Source organism: Pseudomonas sp. HB05, assembly GCF_016756915.1.
Taxonomy (GTDB): Bacteria; Pseudomonadota; Gammaproteobacteria; order Pseudomonadales; family Pseudomonadaceae; genus Aquipseudomonas; species Aquipseudomonas alvandae.
This window is the reverse complement of the sequence record NZ_JAESPG010000013.1, coordinates 11,806-32,217: the sequence shown is the minus strand read 5'-3', so window position 1 is coordinate 32,217 and position 20,412 is coordinate 11,806. Positions and strand designations below refer to the sequence as shown.

At 60.6% G+C, this 20,412-nt stretch carries 25 protein-coding genes; 8 read left to right on the top strand and 17 right to left on the bottom strand.

The window, feature by feature from the left end; all coding sequences use genetic code 11:
• Positions 1-159: 159 nt before the first annotated feature.
• Positions 160-2,001 (bottom strand): potassium transporter Kup, encoded by a 1,842-nt coding sequence (locus tag JMN22_RS14105; protein ID WP_437127681.1) that lies wholly within the window; start codon positions 1,999-2,001, stop codon positions 160-162.
• A 334-nt stretch (positions 2,002-2,335) separates the two neighbouring features.
• Between JMN22_RS14105 and rimO the strand changes: the two genes are divergently transcribed.
• From rimO to tsaA, 5 genes are all read left to right on the top strand, one after another.
• Positions 2,336-3,676 (top strand): 30S ribosomal protein S12 methylthiotransferase RimO, encoded by a 1,341-nt coding sequence (gene rimO, locus JMN22_RS14100; protein WP_030139428.1) that lies wholly within the window; start codon positions 2,336-2,338, stop codon positions 3,674-3,676.
• 251 nt (positions 3,677-3,927) lie between these two features.
• Positions 3,928-4,401 (top strand): GNAT family N-acetyltransferase, encoded by a 474-nt coding sequence (locus tag JMN22_RS14095; RefSeq protein WP_030139429.1) that lies wholly within the window; start codon positions 3,928-3,930, stop codon positions 4,399-4,401.
• Between the two features lie 82 nt (positions 4,402-4,483).
• Positions 4,484-5,194 (top strand): rRNA pseudouridine synthase, encoded by a 711-nt coding sequence (locus JMN22_RS14090; RefSeq protein ID WP_030139430.1) that lies wholly within the window; start codon positions 4,484-4,486, stop codon positions 5,192-5,194.
• A 57-nt stretch (positions 5,195-5,251) separates the two neighbouring features.
• Positions 5,252-5,713 (top strand): DUF1456 family protein, encoded by a 462-nt coding sequence (locus JMN22_RS14085; RefSeq protein WP_198796379.1) that lies wholly within the window; start codon positions 5,252-5,254, stop codon positions 5,711-5,713.
• Between the two features lie 240 nt (positions 5,714-5,953).
• The gene (tsaA, locus tag JMN22_RS14080; RefSeq protein WP_198796378.1) at positions 5,954-6,652 is read left to right on the top strand and encodes a tRNA (N6-threonylcarbamoyladenosine(37)-N6)-methyltransferase TrmO; all 699 of its coding nucleotides are present in this window, start codon (positions 5,954-5,956) and stop codon (positions 6,650-6,652) included.
• A gap of 195 nt (positions 6,653-6,847) precedes the next feature.
• Here the strand turns inward: tsaA and fpr are convergent, their stop codons facing one another.
• Positions 6,848-7,627, bottom strand: coding sequence for a ferredoxin-NADP reductase (gene fpr / locus JMN22_RS14075; protein WP_003184787.1), 780 nt, complete (start codon positions 7,625-7,627; stop codon positions 6,848-6,850).
• Positions 7,628-7,749: 122 nt separating this feature from the next.
• On the opposite strand from fpr, the gene JMN22_RS14070 reads away from it, so the two are divergent.
• Complete coding sequence (locus tag JMN22_RS14070) at positions 7,750-8,676, top strand: LysR family transcriptional regulator (protein ID WP_039594356.1); 927 nt, start codon at positions 7,750-7,752, stop codon at positions 8,674-8,676.
• A gap of 4 nt (positions 8,677-8,680) precedes the next feature.
• Here the strand turns inward: JMN22_RS14070 and JMN22_RS14065 are convergent, their stop codons facing one another.
• The 3 genes from JMN22_RS14065 to JMN22_RS14055 form a co-directional block, all read right to left on the bottom strand.
• Positions 8,681-9,043 carry a diacylglycerol kinase gene (locus JMN22_RS14065; RefSeq protein ID WP_030139434.1) on the bottom strand — a complete coding sequence of 121 codons (363 nt, stop codon included), beginning with the start codon at positions 9,041-9,043 and terminating at the stop codon, positions 8,681-8,683.
• 71 nt (positions 9,044-9,114) lie between these two features.
• Positions 9,115-9,768, bottom strand: coding sequence for a response regulator transcription factor ErdR (gene erdR, locus JMN22_RS14060; protein ID WP_030139435.1), 654 nt, complete (start codon positions 9,766-9,768; stop codon positions 9,115-9,117).
• A 214-nt stretch (positions 9,769-9,982) separates the two neighbouring features.
• A complete protein-coding gene (locus JMN22_RS14055; protein WP_030139436.1) occupies positions 9,983-10,726 on the bottom strand; it encodes a tRNA-uridine aminocarboxypropyltransferase in 744 nt (247 codons plus the stop codon).
• Positions 10,727-10,909: 183 nt separating this feature from the next.
• Here JMN22_RS14055 and JMN22_RS14050 point away from each other — a divergent pair, with 183 nt between their 5' ends.
• On the top strand, positions 10,910-11,332 hold the full coding sequence (locus JMN22_RS14050; RefSeq protein ID WP_030139437.1) for a quorum-sensing-regulated virulence factor family protein: 423 nt from the start codon (positions 10,910-10,912) through the stop codon (positions 11,330-11,332).
• Here JMN22_RS14050 and JMN22_RS14045 read toward each other — a convergent pair whose 3' ends face one another.
• Positions 11,333-11,527 (bottom strand): hypothetical protein, encoded by a 195-nt coding sequence (locus tag JMN22_RS14045; protein ID WP_030139438.1) that lies wholly within the window; start codon positions 11,525-11,527, stop codon positions 11,333-11,335. It lies immediately after the preceding gene.
• Positions 11,528-11,995: 468 nt separating this feature from the next.
• On the opposite strand from JMN22_RS14045, the gene JMN22_RS14040 reads away from it, so the two are divergent.
• Positions 11,996-13,114, top strand: coding sequence for a TIGR00730 family Rossman fold protein (locus JMN22_RS14040; RefSeq protein WP_030139439.1), 1,119 nt, complete (start codon positions 11,996-11,998; stop codon positions 13,112-13,114).
• A 48-nt stretch (positions 13,115-13,162) separates the two neighbouring features.
• On the opposite strand, the gene recX is transcribed toward JMN22_RS14040, so the two are convergent.
• The 11 genes from recX to JMN22_RS13985 form a co-directional block, all read right to left on the bottom strand.
• Complete coding sequence (gene recX, locus JMN22_RS14035) at positions 13,163-13,630, bottom strand: recombination regulator RecX (protein WP_030139440.1); 468 nt, start codon at positions 13,628-13,630, stop codon at positions 13,163-13,165.
• Positions 13,631-13,638: 8 nt separating this feature from the next.
• The gene (recA, locus tag JMN22_RS14030) at positions 13,639-14,691 is read right to left on the bottom strand and encodes a recombinase RecA (protein ID WP_003198351.1); all 1,053 of its coding nucleotides are present in this window, start codon (positions 14,689-14,691) and stop codon (positions 13,639-13,641) included.
• 83 nt (positions 14,692-14,774) lie between these two features.
• Complete coding sequence (locus tag JMN22_RS14025) at positions 14,775-15,275, bottom strand: CinA family protein (protein WP_030139441.1); 501 nt, start codon at positions 15,273-15,275, stop codon at positions 14,775-14,777.
• A 71-nt stretch (positions 15,276-15,346) separates the two neighbouring features.
• The gene (locus JMN22_RS14020) at positions 15,347-15,883 is read right to left on the bottom strand and encodes a lysis system i-spanin subunit Rz (RefSeq protein WP_198796377.1); all 537 of its coding nucleotides are present in this window, start codon (positions 15,881-15,883) and stop codon (positions 15,347-15,349) included.
• Positions 15,865-16,428 (bottom strand): glycoside hydrolase family 19 protein, encoded by a 564-nt coding sequence (locus JMN22_RS14015; protein WP_198796376.1) that lies wholly within the window; start codon positions 16,426-16,428, stop codon positions 15,865-15,867. Before JMN22_RS14015 ends, JMN22_RS14020 begins: the two co-directional genes overlap by 19 nt.
• 46 nt (positions 16,429-16,474) lie before the next feature.
• Positions 16,475-16,657, bottom strand: coding sequence for a hypothetical protein (locus JMN22_RS14010; protein WP_198796375.1), 183 nt, complete (start codon positions 16,655-16,657; stop codon positions 16,475-16,477).
• A gap of 14 nt (positions 16,658-16,671) precedes the next feature.
• Positions 16,672-17,754, bottom strand: coding sequence for a hypothetical protein (locus tag JMN22_RS26540; protein WP_236010292.1), 1,083 nt, complete (start codon positions 17,752-17,754; stop codon positions 16,672-16,674).
• 11 nt (positions 17,755-17,765) lie between these two features.
• A complete protein-coding gene (locus JMN22_RS14000) occupies positions 17,766-18,365 on the bottom strand; it encodes a YmfQ family protein (RefSeq protein ID WP_198796374.1) in 600 nt (199 codons plus the stop codon).
• Entirely contained in the window at positions 18,353-19,393 is a 1,041-nt protein-coding gene (locus JMN22_RS13995) for a baseplate J/gp47 family protein (protein ID WP_198796373.1), read from the bottom strand. The genes JMN22_RS14000 and JMN22_RS13995 overlap by 13 nt, the downstream gene beginning before the upstream one ends.
• Positions 19,383-19,781: a phage GP46 family protein gene (locus JMN22_RS13990; RefSeq protein WP_198796372.1), complete on the bottom strand. Its 399-nt coding sequence runs from the start codon at positions 19,779-19,781 to the stop codon at positions 19,383-19,385. The genes JMN22_RS13995 and JMN22_RS13990 overlap by 11 nt, the downstream gene beginning before the upstream one ends.
• Complete coding sequence (locus JMN22_RS13985) at positions 19,781-20,290, bottom strand: phage baseplate assembly protein V (protein WP_198796371.1); 510 nt, start codon at positions 20,288-20,290, stop codon at positions 19,781-19,783. The genes JMN22_RS13990 and JMN22_RS13985 overlap by 1 nt, the downstream gene beginning before the upstream one ends.
• Positions 20,291-20,412: the final 122 nt, after the last annotated feature.

The window sequence follows — 20,412 nt, the reverse complement described above, 5'->3', positions numbered from 1 at the left end:
GCGAAGGCGGCGTGTCAGTCGACAGAATCGCTAACTGGCACGCCGCCTTCGCGAGCAAGCCCGCTCCCACAGGGGTTTTGGTTTGGCATCAGCATTTGTGTCGCCTACAAAAAAGCCCCCGCCGCCGCAAGGCAACGAGGGCTTTTTTATTTGCAGAAGTTACATCTCCACTTGAGTCCCCAACTCGATCACCCGGTTCAAAGGCAGGTTGAAGAACCGCAAGTTACCGTTGGCATTCTTCAGCATGAAGGCGAACAGCGACTCGCGCCAACGCGCCATGCCTTCGAGCTTGGAGGCGATGACGGTCTCGCGGCTGAGGAAATATGTCGTGCGCATCGGACTGAAATCCAAGTCATCCAGGTGGCAGAGCTTGAGCGCCTCGGGCACGTCCGGTTCGTCGGTGAAACCGAAATGCAGGATCACCCGGAAGAATCCATCGCCGTAGGCATCGACCTCGAAACGCCGCTGCGGCGGCACGCGTGGAATGTCTTCGTACACCACCGTCAGCAACACCACTTGCTCATGCAGCACCTGGTTGTGCAACAGGTTGTGCAGCAGCGCATGAGGCACGGCGTCCGAACGCGCGGTCAGGAATACCGCAGTGCCCTTGACCCGATGGGGGGGCTGGACGCGGATGCTGCTGATGAAGATCGGCAACGGCAACGCGCCCTCGTCGAGACGGTCCACCAGCAATTGCTTGCCGCGCTTCCAAGTGGTCATCAGCACGAACAGGGCAATCCCGGCAATGACAGGGAATGCGCCGCCCTGGATGATTTTCGGTACGTTGGCGGCGAAATACAGCCCGTCCACCACCAGGAAACCAACCAGAACCGGGACCGCCAGCAACGGCGGCCACTTCCACAACAGCAGTATCACGGCCGAAACCAGAATCGTGGTCATCAGCATCGTCCCGGTCACCGCCACGCCATAGGCCGAAGCCAGCGCACCGGAGGATTCGAAGCCGAGTACCAGCAACACCACGCCGACCATCAGCGACCAGTTCACCGCGCCGATATAGATCTGGCCCTGTTCGGCGCTGGAGGTGTGCTGGATGTACATGCGCGGAATGTAACCGAGTTGGATGGCCTGGCGCGTCAGCGAAAACGCGCCGGAGATCACTGCCTGGGAGGCAATCACCGTGGCCAGCGTCGACAGGCCTACCAGCGGCAGCAATGCCCAACTCGGCGCCAGCAGATAGAACGGGTTGCGCGCCGCTTCCGGATCGCCGAGCAGCAAGGCGCCCTGGCCGAAATAGTTGAGCATCAAGCCCGGCAACACCAGGAGGAACCAGGCGCGGGCAATCGGCTTGCGACCAAAGTGCCCCATGTCGGCGTAGAGCGCTTCGGCGCCGGTCAACGCCAACACCACTGCACCGAGGATCGACACGCCCATGCCCGGATGCACAACGAAGAACCGGACGGCCCAGGCCGGATTCACCGCCTGCAACACTTCCGGGTGCTGACTGATGCCATACACACCCAGGGCGCCCAGCACCAGGAACCAAGTCACCATGATCGGGCCGAACAGGATGCCGATGCGCGCAGTGCCGTGGCGCTGGATCAGGAACAGGGCAACCAGCACCACCAAGGACAGCGGCACCACCCAATGATCGATACCGTCAAACGCCAGGCCGAGCCCTTCGATCGCCGAAAGCACCGAGATCGCCGGTGTGATCATACTGTCGCCGTAGAACAGCGCCGCACCGATCAGGCCGCAGACCACCAGCAACATGCGCAACCGCGCCCTGCCCGCCGCCGCCCGCCGCGCCAGGGCGGTGAGCGCCATGATGCCGCCCTCGCCCTGGTTGTCGGCGCGCAGGACAAACATCATGTACTTGATCGAAACGACCCAGATCAGCGACCAGAAAATCAGCGAGAGAATCCCCAGCACCCCGTCGTGGTTGACCGGTACGCCGTAACCACCGGAAAACACTTCCTTCAGGGTGTACAACGGGCTCGTGCCGATGTCGCCATAAACCACCCCGACCGCCGCGACCAGCATGCTCAGCGGTTTCGCTGCCGAATGCTCGGCACCCACCGCCTGACTACTTGCATGACCCATCCAACACTCCCGATTTCCTGACCTTTCTTCTATTAGAGAAGCTGTACGCTTTTTGACGCAGCATGCGCCGTTTTACGCATTGTTACAGACGTTTTGTTGACTGTAGCAACAGCCAGAAGGCAAAGGCGCGAAGCATAGCGCAGCACTCGTCGCATTTCCCGGTATAAAGCTGGTCAAGTGCGTCGACCACGGATAGAATTGCGCACTTTTTGATCAGAGGCGCGTCAGGCGCCCTGTCTCGGCAAGAGACGATCCCCCTACACCGAGGTTAGACATGTCCACCACTACCGCGCCAGCCAACCCGAAGGTTGGCTTCGTATCCCTGGGTTGCCCGAAGGCTCTGGTCGACTCCGAGCGCATCCTGACCCAACTGCGCATGGAAGGTTATGACGTCGTGTCCACTTACCAGGACGCTGACGTGGTAGTGGTCAACACCTGTGGCTTCATCGACTCGGCCAAGGCCGAATCCCTTGAAGTGATCGGCGAGGCCATCAAGGAAAACGGCAAGGTCATTGTCACCGGCTGCATGGGCGTGGAAGAAGGCAACATCCGCGACGTGCACCCGAGCGTGTTGTCGGTGACCGGGCCGCAGCAGTACGAACAAGTGGTCAATGCCGTGCACGAAGTGGTGCCGCCGCGCCAGGACCACAATCCGCTGATCGACCTGGTGCCGCCGCAAGGCATCAAGCTGACCCCGCGTCACTACGCCTACCTGAAGATTTCCGAAGGCTGCAACCACAGTTGCAGTTTCTGCATCATCCCGTCGATGCGCGGCAAGCTGGTGAGCCGTCCGGTGGGTGATGTGCTCGACGAGGCACAGCGCCTGGTCAAGGCCGGCGTCAAGGAACTGCTGGTGATTTCCCAGGACACCAGCGCCTACGGCGTCGACGTCAAGTACCGTACCGGCTTCTGGAACGGCGCGCCGGTGAAAACCCGCATGACCGAGCTGTGCGAAGCACTGAGCACACTTGGCGTCTGGGTCCGCTTGCATTACGTCTACCCGTACCCGCACGTCGATGAGCTGATCCCGCTGATGGCCGCCGGCAAGATCCTGCCGTACCTGGACATCCCGTTCCAGCACGCCAGCCCGAAGGTGCTCAAGGCCATGAAACGTCCGGCCTTCGAAGACAAGACCCTGGCGCGCATCAAGAACTGGCGCGAAATCTGCCCGGACCTGATCATCCGCTCGACCTTCATCGTCGGCTTCCCGGGCGAAACCGAAGAAGACTTCCAGTACCTGCTGGACTGGCTGACCGAAGCCCAGCTCGACCGCGTCGGCTGCTTCCAGTACTCCCCTGTCGAAGGCGCACCGGCCAATGACCTGAACCTGGACGTGGTGCCGGACGACGTCAAGCAAGACCGTTGGGAGCGCTTCATGGCGCACCAGCAGGCCATCAGCTCGGCACGCCTGCAGATGCGCATCGGCCGTGAAATCGAAGTGCTGGTGGACGAAGTCGACGAACAAGGCGCCGTGGGCCGCTGCTTCTTCGACGCTCCGGAAATCGACGGCAACGTGTTCATCGACAACGGCAGTAACCTGAAGCCGGGCGACAAGGTCTGGTGCAAGGTCACCGACGCCGATGAGTATGATTTGTGGGCTGAGCAGATCGGTTGATCCAGGCTTGGACTCAAGCCGGGTAGATTTTTGTGGCGAGGGAGCTTGCTCCCGCTGGGCTACGAAGTAGCCCCATCTTTGCGATTGCTACGCAATCGAGCGGGAGCAAGCTCCCTCGCCACGGATTGTTTGCAAGCCACTCGCCGGCTCACGAAAAAACTTGATGAAGCCCTGCTCTGTAACAAGATGCAGGGCTTTTTTACGGCTATCGTATGCAGACAGGAAACCTCCATCACAAGGAACAGGCGGACATGCGCCAGCATTCGGTCATCCACACACCGAAACCGAGCGACTACCAGGAATTGACCCGGGTCTGGGAGGCCTCGGTACGGGCCACCCATGACTTCTTGCCAGACAGTTACATCGAGCTGCTGAAAAACCTCGTGCTCACCCGCTATCTGGACGCGGTGATGCTCATCTGCACCCGCGACAATCGTCAACGCATCACCGGTTTTGCGGGGGTGGCGGCTGGCAAGATTGAAATGCTGTTCATCGACCCGGAACATCGCGGCCAGGGCCTGGGTAAACAATTGCTGCGCTACGCCATGGAAAACTTGAACGCCGACCAGTTGGACGTCAATGAACAGAACCCACAAGCCCTGGGTTTCTATCTCAAGCAAGGCTTCGAAGTCGTCGGCCGTTCGGCACGGGATGGAATGGACCAGCCCTACCCGCTGCTGCACATGCGCTACAAACAACCCGACCTGAAGGCAGGACGCGGCTAAAAACGGCATGAGGCAAATGGACCCGCGATTAACCGGCGCCACACAGGTACAATGCCCACCCTCTTTTTGTTACGGCCCCGTCATGACTGACCCGATTCGTCTCTCCAAACGCCTCATCGAACTCGTCGGCTGTTCCCGTCGGGAAGCGGAGCTGTTCATCGAGGGCGGCTGGGTCACCGTCGACGGCGAAGTGATCGACGAGCCGCAGTTCAAGGTGACCACCCAAAAGGTCGCACTCGATCCCGAGGCCAAGGCCACCGCGCCGGAGCCCGTGACGCTGCTGCTGAACGTCCCGGCGGGCATGGATGTCGACACCGCCATGGCAACCCTCGGGCCACAGACCTTGAGCGAGGAGCATCGCTTCGGCAAGCGCCCACTCAAGGGCCATTTCCTGCGCCTGACCGCCAGTGCCGACCTGCAGGCCAACGCCAGCGGGCTGCTGGTGTTCACCCAGGATTGGAAGATCTTGCGCAAGCTCACCGCCGACGCCGCCAAGATCGAGCAGGAATATGTAGTGGAAGTCGAAGGCGAGATGGTCGCCCACGGCCTCAATCGCTTGAACCACGGGCTGACCTACAAAGGCAAGGAGTTGCCGGCGGTCAAGGCCAGCTGGCAGAACGAAAACCGCCTGCGCTTCGCCATGAAGAACCCGCAACCCGGTGTCATCGCGCTGTTTTGCCAGGCGGTCGGCCTGAAGGTCGTCGCCATTCGCCGCATCCGCATCGGCGGCGTGTCCATCGGCAAGGTGCCCTTGGGCCAGTGGCGCTACCTGTCTGCCAAAGAGAAATTCTAATTTTCCGGCGCCGCACCGAACCGGGGCGCCCACTGCCGATTCATCAGGATTGCACACATGATTCACAACGACGTACTGCGCAGCGTGCGCTACATGCTCGACATCAGCGACAAGAAAGTCATCGAGATCATCAAGTTGGGCGGGCTGGAAGTGTCCCTGGCGGACCTCACCGGCTATCTCAAGAAGGACGAGGAAGAAGGCTTCGTGTTCTGCCCGGACCTGGTTATGGCGCATTTTCTCGATGGCCTGGTGATTTTCAAGCGTGGCAAGGACGAAAGCCGTCCGCCGCAACCGATCGAAGTGCCGGTAACCAACAACATCACTTTGAAAAAACTGCGCGTGGCGTTCGAGCTGAAGGAGGACGACATGCACGCCATCCTCAAGGCCGCCGAATTCCCTGTGTCCAAGCCGGAACTGAGCGCGTTGTTTCGCAAATTCGGCCACACCAACTATCGCCCGTGCGGCGACCAATTGCTGCGCAACTTTCTCAAGGGGCTGACGCTGCGCGTTCGCGGCTGATAAGAAGGGCTGCTAACGCTTGAAACTCTGCTGATGCTTGCAGAGCTGTTGTGGCGAGGGAGCTTGCTCCCGCTGGACGCGCAGCGTCCCCTCGCGATGTGTCGGACAAAACCAGGGGGCCGCTTCGCGGCCCAGCGGGAGCAAGCTCCCTCGCCACAAAAACGCTCCCGCTATAGAGAACAGTGTCAATCTTGGCCCCCGCGCTATGATGCCCATTCAATCCTGCGTCGATCCCAGCCCATGACCTACAGCGTCTCCCCCATCGGCTTCGTCCGCTCCTGCTTCAAGGAGAAATTCGCCATCCCCCGCCAACCGCAACTGGCCCCCGCCGCACGCGGCGTGCTGGAACTGGTGGCGCCGTTCGACCAGGGCGAGGCGGTGCAGGGCCTCGAACAGGTCAGCCATGTCTGGTTGCTGTTCCTGTTCCACCAGGCCCTGGAAGACAAGCCTCGGTTGAAAGTCCGCCCGCCACGCCTGGGGGGCAACAAATCCATGGGGGTTTTCGCCACCCGTGCGACTCACCGCCCCAACGGCATCGGCCAGTCGGTGGTGAAGCTGGAACGGGTCGAAGCCGGACGCCTGTGGATCTCAGGCATCGACTTGCTGGACGGCACTCCGGTGCTCGACATCAAGCCCTACGTGCCCTATGCGGACATCATCGACTCGGCCTCCAACAGCATGGCCAGCGCAGCACCTGGGTTGATTCCGGTGCAATGGGCGGAAGCTGCCCTGCTTCAAGCGCGCGAGCATGCCACGCGCCTGGAAGAGCCTTTGGTGGAGCTGATTGAACAATGCCTGGCCCAAGACCCACGCCCGGCGTACCAGGTTCCTACAGCGGAACGGGAATATGGCGCTCAGTTCTGGGATCTGGATGTGCGTTGGCATTACCCGGAGGCGGGGGTAATTCGGGTGTTGGAAGTCATTCCTGCGGTTGGATAAAACCCGGAAACGAAAAAGCCCGCGCGGCCTTCATCAGGCGGCGCGGGCTTTTTTTGGGGCATTTTGGGGCATCTGCTGGATCGAGTCGCTGCCATCGCGAGCAAGCTCGCTCCCACAGGTTTTTTGAACACAGGCCCCATGTGGGAGCGAGCTTGCTCGCGATGGCGGTCGGTCAGCCACCGCAAATGCCGAAGTTTATTTCTCTACAAACGCCCGCTCGATCAGGTAGTCACCCGGCTCGCGCATACGCGGCGAAACGGTCAGGCCGAAGCTGTTGAGCACTTCGCTGGTCTCGTCGAGCATGCTTGGGCTGCCGCACAGCATCGCGCGGTCGTCCTGTGGATTGATCGGCGGCAGGCCGATGTCGCGGAACAGCTTGCCGCTGCGCATCAGGTCGGTCAGGCGGCCTTCGTTCTCGAATGGCTCGCGGGTCACGGTCGGGTAGTAGATCAGCTTGTCACGCAGCGCTTCACCGAAGAACTCGTTCTGTGGCAGGTGCTCGGTGATGAACTCGCGGTAGGCGACTTCATTGACGTAACGCACGCCGTGGCACAGGATCACCTTCTCGAAACGCTCGTAGGTTTCCGGATCCTGGATGACGCTCATGAACGGCGCCAGGCCGGTGCCGGTGCTGAGCAGGTAAAGATGCTTGCCAGGCTTGAGGTCGTCCAGCACCAGCGTACCGGTAGGCTTCTTGCTGATGATGATCTCGTCGCCTTCCTTCAAGTGCTGCAACTGCGAAGTCAGCGGACCGTCTGGCACCTTGATGCTGAAGAATTCGAGATGTTCTTCCCAGTTCGGGCTGGCAATCGAGTAAGCGCGCATAAGCGGGCGGCCGTTGGGCTGCTGCAGGCCGATCATCACGAACTGACCGTTCTCGAAGCGCAGGCCCGGATCGCGGGTGCACTTGAAGCTGAACAGAGTGTCGTTCCAGTGATGAACACTGAGGACACGCTCGTGGTTCATGTTGCTCATGTACGGGGGACTCCTGGAAATGATGCCTACGCCGATAATCTGCGCAATTGCATCGCATTCTAATGGCGGCGACAATATCTGTTAAATGGATTATTAAGATAAGGGTTATCGGTTATATAGATATGCGATTTACTCTACGTCAACTTCAAGTCTTCGTCGCCGTCGCCCAGCAGGAAAGCGTGTCCCGCGCCGCGGGCCTGCTCAATCTGTCACAGTCGGCCGCCAGTACCTCCATCACTGAATTGGAGCGCCAATCCAGCTGCCAATTGTTCGATCGCGCCGGCAAGCGACTGAGCCTCAACGCCTTGGGCAAGCAGTTGCTGCCCCAAGCCGTGGCATTGCTCGACCAGGCCAAGGAAATCGAAGACCTGCTCAACGGCAAGTCCGGCTTCGGCTCGCTGGCGGTCGGCGCCACGCTGACCATTGGCAATTACCTGGCGACGCTGCTGATCGGCGGTTTCATGCAGCGCCATCCGGAAAGCCAGGTGAAGCTGCATGTGCAAAACACTGCCAATATCGTGCACCAGGTCGCCCATTATGAAATTGATCTGGGTCTAATCGAAGGCGACTGCAGTCATCCGGACATCGAGGTGCAGAGCTGGGTCGAGGATGAACTGGTGGTGTTCTGCGCGCCCCAGCACCCGCTGGCCAAGCGTGGGCAGGCGACGATGGAGGAATTGACCCATGAGGCCTGGATCCTGCGTGAACAGGGCTCCGGTACGCGACTGACCTTCGACCAGGCCATGCGTCACCACCGCAGCGCGTTGAACATTCGCCTGGAGCTGGAACACACCGAAGCGATCAAGCGTGCCGTGGAGTCCGGCCTGGGGATTGGCTGCATCTCACGGTTGGCACTGCGTGACGCATTCCGCCGCGGCAGCCTCGTGGCCGTGGAAACCCCGGACATGGACTTGGCGCGGCAATTTTATTTCATCTGGCACAAGCAGAAATACCAGACTTCGGCCATGCGTGAATTCCTCGATCTATGCCGGGCATTCACCGCAGGGGTGCAGCGCAGCGATGAGATCGTCCTGCCGGCCATTGCCTGAGCCATCAGAGCAGCACGAGGCCCCAGACCAGGGCAATCATCGTCAGGGCGACAAGCTGGGCGGCGCTGCCCATGTCCTTGGCGTTTTTCGACAGCGGGTGCAGCTCGAGGGAAATGCGGTCGATCGCCGCCTCTACCGCCGAGTTGAGCAACTCCACGATCAAGGCCAGCAGGCATACCGCGACCAGCAATGCCTGCTCGACGCGGCTGACATTCAGGAAGAATGACAACGGAATCAGGATAACGTTGAGCAGCACCAGTTGACGGAACGCGGCTTCACCGACAAAAGCTGCACGCAGCCCGTCCAGGGAATAGCCGGAAGCGTTGAGGATGCGTTTCAGGCCGGTTTGGCCTTTAAAAGGAGACATAGAATTGGCAACTGGTCGAAAGGAGTGGGGACGCTAATGCAAATGCGGTCAAAAAAGCGTGAATTCACAGGCTACGATTGCGGAGAAATTGACTCAAGTTGTTGCAGCAGCAGTGCCGCCTGAGTTCGCGTACGCACGTTGAGCTTACGAAAGATCGCCGTGACGTGAGCCTTGATGGTGGCCTCCGAGACGTTCAACTCATAGGCGATCTGCTTGTTGAGGAGGCCTTCGCACACCATGGTCAACACCCGAAACTGCTGCGGTGTCAGGCTGGCCAATCCCTCACTGGCAGCCTTGGCTTCCTCGGACACACTCACCGCCTCGAATGCCTGCGGCGGCCAGGATACGTCGCCATCGAGGACGGCCTTGACCGCGTGCTGGATCATTTCCAGGGAACTGGATTTGGGGATGAACCCACTGGCGCCAAACTCCCGGGCCTTCACCATCACCGAGGCCTCTTCCTGCGCCGAGACCATCACCACGGGAATCTGTGGGTACTGCCCACGCAACAGCACCAGGCCGGAAAAGCCATATGCACCGGGCATGTTCAAGTCCAGCAGCACCAGGTCCCAGTCAGCCTTCTCGGCCAATCGGGTTTCCAGTTCCGCAATGCTGGCCACCTCCGTCAACCGGACGTCCGAGCCGAGGCCCAGGGTCACTGCCTGATGCAACGCGCTGCGAAAGAGCGGATGGTCATCGGCAATCAGGATTTCGTATGTGGCCATTTTTCAAATGATCCTGTTTTTAATGGCAGGCCCGATGCATTCGCGCCTCGCCAAACAACTCAAGACGCCGCCGACAGCGGCATCCACAGGGGCACGTTCAACGCCAATCACAGCGTTTCAAACTCTGGCCGCACCCTGGTCGGCGCCAAGCATGCCCAGCGAAGCCGGGGTGGTCAAGCAGCACGGCCGCCGCTGTGTCCAGTATGGGCCACTATTAGGCCAATACCGCTTGGCCGGCACGGACAAAGGGCTGCAATTCGGCATGGGCCGGGGTCGATACGTCCACTTCCTGCTGGCGCTTGGCGCCCAGGTAATGTTGGCTGAACACATCGAAATAGGCATCCAGCGCCGACGCGGCGTCGCTGTCCCCTGCCAGTTCAAGGCACAGGGCCGCCACTTCGGCGGTGCACAGGTGTTCACTGCGCGTCGAGCGCCGCAGGCGATAACGCGACAGTTTGTCCGGCAGCAGGCTCAAGATCGGTAATCGATCGAAATAAGGGCTCTTGCGGAACATTTTCCGCGCCTCCGTCCAGGTGGCGTCCAACAGGATGAACAATGGACGCTTACCCGGGCCGACCTCGACCGTATGGGTGACCCGCGACGGTTCGACATACTCACCTGGAAAAACCAGGTATGGCTGCCATTGCGGGTCGTTCAGCAATGCAAGCAGTTGCTCATCGACGTCGGTGCGCGACCAGATGAACGCATGGTTGTCACGCACCACATCGGCAATCAGCCAACCGGTGTTGCTCGGCTTGAAGACTTCTTTGTTGGTCATGATCAGGCAGACCCCGGAGTGGGTCTCGACGCTAGGGCGCCAGGCGCACAGGCAATGACTCTCGATGACCCGACAAGCGCCACAGCGGGGCGCGCGCCAGCCCCGGGCCTGGAGCGGCTTGATGCCTTCATCGACACGCTGGTCGCGCAGGCGGGCTACGGCGTTAGGGGCATGATTCATCGCGGGCAATGCCCGTAGACAGGAGAACTCGACACGAACAGGACTCGGCAGAACAGTGAAGGCCGGCAGTCTACCAGAGCGCGCCAGCCTGTACCGTCCACCTGGGCTCCCCTATAATCGCCGCCACTGAACGCACAGTCACGTGGCCGGTCGAACCACCAGTCACTGAACCAGGAGAGTTTCATGCTGCGCCTTATCGTCCCTACCGTTGCCGTCCTGCTGGCGACGTCCATCAGCGCTCAGGCTGCGTCGCTGAAAGAACTCGAACTGAACAAGATGCTGCAGAACGTTGCCAAGGAAAGCAGTGTCGGTACGCCGCGGGCGATCAACGAAGACATTCTCGACCAGGGTTATACCGTTGAAGGCACCGAGCTGATCAACCACCTCAGCGTGCAAAGCAGCCATGCCCAGAAAATGCGCGCAGACCCCAAGGCGGTTTACTTCCAATTGGGTTCCACGGTCTGCACCAATCCGGGTTTCCGCAAGCTGATGGCCAAGGGCGCGACCATGCGCTACGAGTTCACTGAAGTGAAGACCAATCGCCCGGTCGCCACCGAACGCTTCCAGGAATCGGATTGCCCGAAAGCAGCCAAGACCAAGAAGTAATCAGCCCGTACGCGCGCGCCGCTGCTCTTCGTCGGCGCGCAGCTCCGCCACCAGCGCTTGCAAATAGCGCGAGCGCCACTCCCGGCCTTCCAATCGACGGCAGCACTCCTCCTCGAGGCTTACCCGATTGGCTTGGGCCGCCTCCAACAGCGTCAGGTACAACTGCCTGTCGAGTTCCAGAGTCACTCTGGTCATCTCTCCCGCCTCCCTGCCATCCAATGCCTCACTCCATCGCGCGGACGCCCAGCCCTGGACGTCGAATGCTTGACACGCTTGTTATTGAGTAAATCAGAGCGGCACGCACCCAGTCGGCGATCTGACGAGCGGTACGAAATTCGAGGTGAGTTCCGATTCCCCCAGGACAATTGGGGAGGAGTTGCAAACGTTCATATTCGAGCGCCATGATCAGCAACGGACTAAATTCAACCTATCACCTGATATCGGGCAGACAGAGGCTGTCCTCGCCAATGCGTGACGCGTGATTGTTTTTTCATCCAAGGGAAACAGCAGGACCCATTGGATCGCTTGGCCGCCTTGCTGCAAATTGCGTCGAGCCAGGTTAACGCCCGGGCACGCGCCCGGACTGACAACGGCACAGGAGGTGTCGCGGCCTTGATGAATCTCTCGTCAGGGCCGGGGGTTCTGTTCAGAAGGAGAAGCTGAATGCCGTACAAACCGAATGATCTGCTCAGCCGTCATTTTGAAAACCATGGCCACGACCTCACCCGCAAGGTCGAAGAGCAACTCAACCTGGTATCGCCCAACAGCCCCAACCTCCCCATCTACCGCGACATGATCCTGACCGTGCTGCGCATGGCCCAGGAAGATCACAACCGCTGGAATGCCAAGATCACCCTTCAGGCCCTGCGGGAACTGGAGCACGCGTTTCGCACGCTTGAACAATTCAAGGGTCGCCGCAAGGTCACGGTCTTTGGCTCGGCCCGAACGCCCATCGAGCATCCTTTGTATGGCCTGGCACGTGAACTGGGTGCGGCGCTGGCTCGCTCGGACATGATGGTGATCACTGGCGCGGGCGGCGGCATCATGGCCGCAGCCCATGAAGGCGCGGGCCGGGAGCACAGCCTGGGATTCAACATCACCCTGCCCTTCGAACAGCACGCCAACCCGACCGTCGAAGGCACGCAAAACCTGCTGCCCTTCCACTTCTTCTTCACCCGCAAGCTTTTTTTCGTCAAGGAAGCCGACGCACTGGTGCTCTGCCCGGGTGGCTTCGGCACCCTGGACGAAGCGCTAGAGGTTTTGACCCTGGTACAAACCGGCAAGAGCCCATTAGTGCCAGTGGTGCTGCTGGACGCGCCCGGCGGCAAGTTCTGGCAGAGCGCCCTGGATTTCATCCGCGAACAGCTGGAGGAAAACCGCTACATCCTGCCAACCGACATGAAGTTGATGCGCCTGGTGTACAGCGCCGAGGAGGCGGTGGAGGAAATCAACCAGTTCTACCGCAACTTCCATTCCAGCCGCTGGCTCAAGCATCAATTCGTGATTCGCATGAACCACAAGCTCAATGAACAGGCGTTGCAACAGATGCAGGTCGAATTTGCCGACCTGTGCCTGAACGACTGCTTTCATCAGCATGCCTATAGCGGCGAAGAACCCGAGGAAGCGCCTTTCAGCCATCTGACGCGATTGGCATTTACGTTCAATGCCCGGGATCACGGCCGTTTAAGGGCGCTGGTGGACTACATCAACCTGCCGGAAAACTGGGCTCAACCTTCCACCAAGGCCCACCCGCTCACCTGGGAACCGATCAAGGTCACTTAAGGCCCATAAAAAAAACGGCCCGCTATCGAAATAGCGGGCCGTTTTTTATCAATCATCCATGCCTCGACCGCTGAACAAGCGGTTGATCATTTCCATGGAGTATCCTCGATACGCCAGGAAGCGCCCTTGCTTGGCACGCTCCCGTGCATCGATCGGCAAATGGCCAGAGAATTTGCGACGCCAAGTGTCCGTTAGCTGTTCCTGCCAATCGATACCGCTTTCGCGCAAGGCAAGTTCAATATCCGGGCGTTGCAAACCACGTTGCCCAAGTTCTTCGCGAATCCGCATCGGACCGTAGCCGGAGCGAGCACGATAAGAGACAAAGCTTTCGAGGTATCGCGCTTCCGACAACAGCCCTTCGTCCGTCAAACGGTCAAGGGCAGTATCAATCAGCTCATCGGGAGCGCCGCGCTGACGCAGCTTACGCGTCAGCTCGACTCGGCCATGCTCGCGCCTTGCGAGCAGGTCCATTGCGGTTCGCCGCACCGCGACGAGGGTATCGAGTACAGCGGTCATCGGATCGATCAGATATCAGCGTCAGCCAGGTCGTCAGCCGTCTCGCGATTGGCCACGGATTTGACGTCGGCGACCGGGCTCAACAGCTTGTCGCGCAATTGCTTCTCGAGGGCTGCCGCCACTTCCGGGTTATCCGCCAGGAACTTGGCCGAGTTGGCCTTGCCCTGACCGATCTTGGTGCCGTTGTAGGCATACCAGGCGCCGGATTTCTCGACGAAACCATGCAACACACCCAGGTCGATCATCTCGCCATTGAGGTAGATGCCCTTGCCGTACAGGATCTGGAATTCAGCCTGACGGAACGGCGATGCCACCTTGTTCTTCACGACCTTGACGCGGGTTTCGCTGCCGACAACCTCATCACCTTCTTTCACCGCGCCAGTGCGGCGGATGTCCAGGCGAACCGAGGCGTAGAACTTCAACGCGTTACCACCGGTGGTGGTTTCAGGGCTGCCAAACATCACGCCGATCTTCATGCGGATCTGGTTGATGAAGATCACCAGGCAGTTGGCGTTCTTGATGTTACCGGTGATCTTGCGCAGCGCCTGCGACATCAGGCGAGCCTGGAGACCCACGTGCATGTCGCCCATTTCACCTTCGATTTCGGCTTTTGGCACCAGTGCCGCCACGGAGTCGACGATGATCACGTCTACCGCGTTGGAACGCACCAGCATGTCGGTGATTTCCAGGGCCTGCTCGCCGGTGTCCGGCTGGGAAACCAGCAGGTCGTCGACGTTGACGCCCAGCTTGCCGGCGTACTCTGGGTCCAGGGCGTGTTCGGCGTCGACGAAGGCGCAGGTCGCGCCGGCTTTTTGGGCCTGGGCGATCACGGACAGGGTCAGCGTGGTTTTACCGGAGGATTCAGGACCGTAGATTTCAACAATACGACCTTTTGGCAAGCCGCCGATGCCAAGCGCGATGTCCAGGCCCAGGGAGCCGGTGGAGATGGAAGGAATAGCCTGACGGTCCTGATCGCCCATACGCATTACGGCACCCTTGCCGAATTGACGTTCGATCTGACCCAAGGCCGCAGCCAAGGCTTTCTTCTTGTTGTCGTCCATTAAAGTCCTCACGTAATCAATAAGGCCTGACGGCCAACACCTGTATAAGTAGCCAGTATTATTCCACAGCGATCGGGGATCGCCTACCCCTGATTTGAGATTTCTCCGGCGGCATGTTGTAACAGCCCGTCTAGCGCGGCCTTCACCGTTTGTCGGCGGACCTCGTCGCGGTTGCCCGGAAAGAACTTCTGCACGCTGAACACCGTCTCGCCAACGGCCCAGGCCAGCCACACGGTGCCCACCGGCTTGCTCGGCGAGCCCCCGTCCGGCCCGGCTACGCCGCTGACCGCCACGGCGAAACGCGCCAGGCTTTTCTGCTGGGCGCCCCGAGCCATGGCCTCCACCACCTCGCGACTGACCGCGCCCACTTTCTCGAACAACTCGTCGGGCACACCCAACTGCTGGGTCTTCTGGCGATTGGAATACGTGACAAAACCGGCCTCGAACCAGGCCGAGCTTCCCGGTATCCGGGTGATGGCCTCGGCAATCCCGCCACCGGTGCAGGACTCGGCGGTGGTGACGTGGGCATTGAGCAGTTGCAAGCGCCTGCCCAATTCAGCGGCCAGCTCGGTAATGTCGTCCATGATGCTCTCCTGATTCGACGCGATTGGCGCCTACCGTACACGAGCATTCGAAGCTTGCAAGGCTCGGCGGATCACTGGCGCAGCGCCCTGACATAGGCCTGGCAAGCCTGCAAGGCGATCAATCCACGGTCGCCCTCGTCGGTGATGGCGATAATTCGTCGAGCATGCGCCGGGTCAAGTCGGGCGCGTGGGGCGCCATGATCCAGGCCGCCGGTGCCGGGGGCGGCAGGCACTGCACAACCGGCGGAAACATCGTCGGCGTCGAGGAGGACTGACAGCCGGACATCGGCAGTAGCAAGGCGATCGCGCAGGCGATCCTGGTCACGTTGGGCATCGCTCAGGGCTCGGTAGTGGGTTTGTTCGCTGTTGGAGAGTCGTTGTTCCAAGGCGAGACGTTTGTCCTGCTCAGCCTTTTGCTGCATCGCGGCGGCCTGGGAGATCTGGTTCAGCGTCTCGGATTGTGACTGCGCCAACTGCGCCAACTGCCTGCCGTACCGCCAATCCTGAAACCGCCAGGCCAACATCGCCGGACCACCGATCAACAGCATCAGCAACATCGCGATACCAAGCGAGCGGAAGGAAAAAGGCATCAGGCCGAAGGTTGGCATAACACCTCCCTCGCCCTTGCCCAGAGTTGCAAACGATCCTGCAACCCGTTCAAACCACCATTGATGCGTCGCGTGATGTTGCTGAACTGATCACGGTCGGCCAGTTCGTTCAAGCCATTCTGCTCCCAGAACCACGCAGCAGACTCGGCGGCCCATTGCGGCTGTTCCAGCAGTTCGGGCAAGGCCAGCAGGCGCTCATCGCCAAACAATCCCAGGCTGCAACGAAGGTAATTGTCGTGGCCGGTAATCTGTATCAACCCCCGGCCACGATACTTCTGGCCGTCACCGTCGGCCTGGGGCGAGTTGCCCAGGCGAACGGCCAGGGTTCCGGTGTCGTATTTGCTCAGGTATTGCTCGCTGCCCAGCTCCCGCACGTAACGCAATTGTCCGGACTCATGACCGACCTGGGCGAGGAATGCGGCCATGCGTTTGGGTGTGTCGATGCGATGGCGCGACATGGCAGCGTTCAACGCGGGAATAAAAACGCCCGCTTGGGTGCGGGCGTTCGGCATGATTGTTTCGAGTGCCTGAATTGTCAGCGTCATCGGAACTCCTCGTGCAACGTCAACAAAATCGACGCCCGCATGGCCTTCACTCATCGCCAACGCGCGATGCGCCCACGAGGGGGCAACGATTGCGGAAATCGAGATAACGGGGATCAGTGCTGGCAACCTCTCCCTGCCTCGGCCAATCGTCCGGATTTTGCGGTCCAGCGAAGACCGAAATGATGGTGGTTTCCAGCTCGTCGGAAAACTGTACATAGATCGTGGACATAGTGGTGATCTCTCTCAAAAACGATAGCTGCCGGCAACGATATTGAATGAACCAGCGGTGTTGTTTACGAACGTGACATACATGGTTTGTTGAACCAGGAGCGGCATCTGCACAGACATATTGGTGCTGGATACCTGATTCGATACAGATGCCCATGCAGTGCCGACGATATAGGCGCCACTCGCCAACGGCGCCACGGAAATACCTACACCTAAACCAACCTGGGTTTGCATGGCAGCGAGATAAAGCGACACTTGAGTTGCATTGGGCGGCACGTAGCCGGCGATGTTAACGCCCGTCATCGCCGTGCTGCCGACAGTGGTGCTATAGAGAACCCTGTTTTCAAACGTAACCTGGCGTCCCAACTGATAAGCGATACGAAACTGACCCGAGGCATTGGTGGGTAAAACGCTCACCAAAGCCGAAGCGGTATAACCCGCCGGCCTGGAGGCTCCGGCATAAATACTAGGCACCACGCCTCCCGTCGCATTGACGGCCATCAGCGCCGAAGTCGCGGTAGTCGGGTTGTAGATGGCGTAGAGCGCCACGTAACCGTTTGCAACGACAGCTCCGTTATCCGTACCGCCCGCCCCCGCCAACGCGAGATTGACCGCCTTGTTGAAATTCGCCAATCGGTACGCCCGCCCGCCGGTAGCGGTGCTGACGATGATTTCATCGGCGGTCAACGTCGCCACCTTGGTCTCCGCCGGAACGAACATCTTGAGGTTGGTGGCGGTTCCAGCGACTGGCAATGCTGTCAGCAAACGCTGTTCGAGCTTGAGGGGAGTCACCGCGCTTTCATCGTCTGTCGCAGCAGTCACTTTTGCTTGAGTGGCGATCTTCATCAACCCAGCAGCCGCCTCGGTTGCCTGCTTGGTCTGACTGGCGATCAAACCGACAATCGACTTCTTGAGCTGGGCAGTATCCGCAGCGTCCGGTGTATTCCCGGCTTCCGTGATGACATTGAGTATCTCCGTGGTCACGCTGTTGCCCCAGACGGCGGGGATCAATGACCCCGGGGTGCCGGTTGTAGCGTCTTCATCGACGAACTTGCCGTTGACCAGGCCGATACCCGGTACGCTTTTTGGAAAATCCATGGTGTTGTCCTTCAGTCGTAATTGATAAACACCAGCGTGTGTGCTGGCGCGTTGCGGTGGATAAGGCACTCCAGCGCACTACCCGGGTTGACGCCAAAACGCTCGCCCCAGTAGCTGGCACCGAAACGTCGGCCCAGGCTTTGCCGCCCTCCGGTGTTCAGAACCCAGATGAATTGCGCATCCTTGCTACCGAAGTGCGCTACGCCGAAGCGTGAGCGCCCCATGCGAGGAGCCCGGAACTCAGTGACAGTGGCGTTGGGGTAACCCTGGCTACGGGCAATTTCGATGAAATACGCTGCGTTCTGCCCGCCGACAGCCGTCAATCGCTCGCACACGGCAATGCGACGGTCACCGAACAATGGTTTCAAGCCGAGGCATGGATCCGGCAAATTCATCACCCGCTCCCAATCCGGCACCAGCTCACTCACCCCCGCCGGGTCCATCTCATTGAGCAGATCGGCGGCACGGGCGTCGAGGCGGGCCAGTTCCTGGGCGATGCCTTGCAGCACTTCATCCAGTTCCGGCACGCGCTCCGGGTCCCACGCCGGCCCGCTGGGCAGCAAGTTGCGCAGTTGCGCCTGGTACTGTTCGGCGGCTCTTATCCCAGCCATGTGCAGCCTCCGAACGTCAGCAACTGGTTGCTCGCGGCGGCGACATCGGCCACCGGTGCGCTGAGTTTGTGGTCGGTTTCGCCGGTGGCGCTGCTGATGGCTTCGGCGATATGACTCAGCAGCAGCGTTTCGCCGAGACCGGCTTCGCGGTTATGCAGGTCGCGCAGTTGGGCCTCGATGGCGGCCCGCACGGCGCTGGTGTCCGGCGTGATGCGCAGCCGGTAGTTCACCGGTACCTGCGTCGGCGCCAGCACATGCAATTCGGCGGTCACCGGGCGCAACGGTTCGATATACGCTCGCACCTCCTCCAATTGCTCGGCGTTGGGGATCGGCTGCGGATCTTCGTCGCGCATCACGAACAGGCCGACGGTGCCCGGGCCCAGGTAACTGCCACGACACCACGCGCGGGTAATGCCGGCGCATTCCAGGGCCCAGGTCTCATAGTCCTGGGCCGAACCGCCATGGGGAATGATGCGATAGGAGCGGATCACCCTCGCCCGCAGCGACTCAAGGCTTTCCCGGGCGACACCTCCGGTCACGCCAGGCGCCAGCACGGTGAAGCTGCTGCCGATACCTAACACAGGCTGCACGGGCGTCAGCACCAGGCCGGCATTGGCATTGCCCAGGCTGCCAGCGTCCAGCGCGGCGATGGCGGCGGTGTTCAAGCCATTGCTGGTGGTACGGGCGGTGGTCACTTTGTACGTACGGCCATCGCTCGATTGCAGCAGCGTATCGACGTCCAGCACCGCACCGGCCGTGGCGGTGAAGCTGACGTTGCCGCTGGCCACCTGGGCCGCTTTGCGCGCCTGGTTCAGGCGCAGGGCGGCGATGCGTTCCAGGGTGGATTCATCGGCCTTGTCCGGCAGGATCTGCTCGGCGATCCAATCCAGGTAGCCATACAGGCCATAGGCGGCGCCGCCGAGGGTGCGGGCCAGTACTTGGGCATCGGACTGGCGCAGCGAATCGCTGGCCAGGTCGCTTTGGGCGCGCTTGATCAGCACCGGCAGCGAAGGGGTTTCAAACGGCATAGGTCACCTGCCAACTGTGGTCGGGGTTGATGTCCAGGCGCTCGCCATCGGCCAGGGTCAGGACCGTGCGCAGGTTCAGGCGCTGGGCGTCGAGGCGTTCGCTGATGATGTCGATAGCGCTGCAATGCCCGTCGTCGATCAGCCATTGCAGGGCTTCGCGGGCGTAGAACTCAGCGTCGAGTTGGGTCTGGCGAGTCAATTTGACCCGCCGCAACAGCCACAGCCGCGAACCGATGCGGTCGTCGGCGACGGTGGGAAAAGTGTCGCCCCACCAGCCGAAACGCTCCTCGTCATCGACGGCATCGTCGGCGGCGGCGCGGCGCCAGGTGAACAGGCTGATCAGCACCGAGCGGGTCAGCGCGGCGTGCAGGTTCTGGCTGATGAACATCATTGGCCACCCGCCGGCGCGCCGGTCTGTCCGTTGCCGGCCTGTACGCCGACATGCACGTGTTTGATCTGGCTGATGCCGCCGGCGACCTGGTCGCCCTGGGAGACGATCTTGCCGGTGTGGTTGATGACCGGGCTGTCGATGTTCACCGCGCTGCTGGCGCGGATGTTCAGGGTGGCGGTCTGGATGTCGATGACTCGCCCGCGCTTGAAGTGGAGCTTGTCGCCTTCATCGGTGTAGAGCGCCACCTCACCCGGGGCCAAGGCCTGGAGGCGGAAACGGCGGTCGGCGACCACCAGCACCACGGCATGGGAGCGATCGCCCCCGAGAAACGTGGCGATACCTTCGGCGCCGGCCAGCGGGTTGCTGGTGAAACCGTAGGGTTCGAAGTGCTCCATGTCGTCATTCACTTCGCCGGCGGTGAGGCGCATTTGCAGCGACTGCAACTTGGTCGCCGAGTGGGCGAGCACGACAGTGCCGCGCGCCAGGAGGCGGGTCAGTAGGCTCATTGAGGTTTTCCTTCGGATCGGGTTAACAGACCCTGAACATTGTGGGAGCGAGCTTGCTTGCGATAGCGGTCTGACATTCGATACTGATGTTGACTGACACACCGCCATCGCGAGCAAGCTCG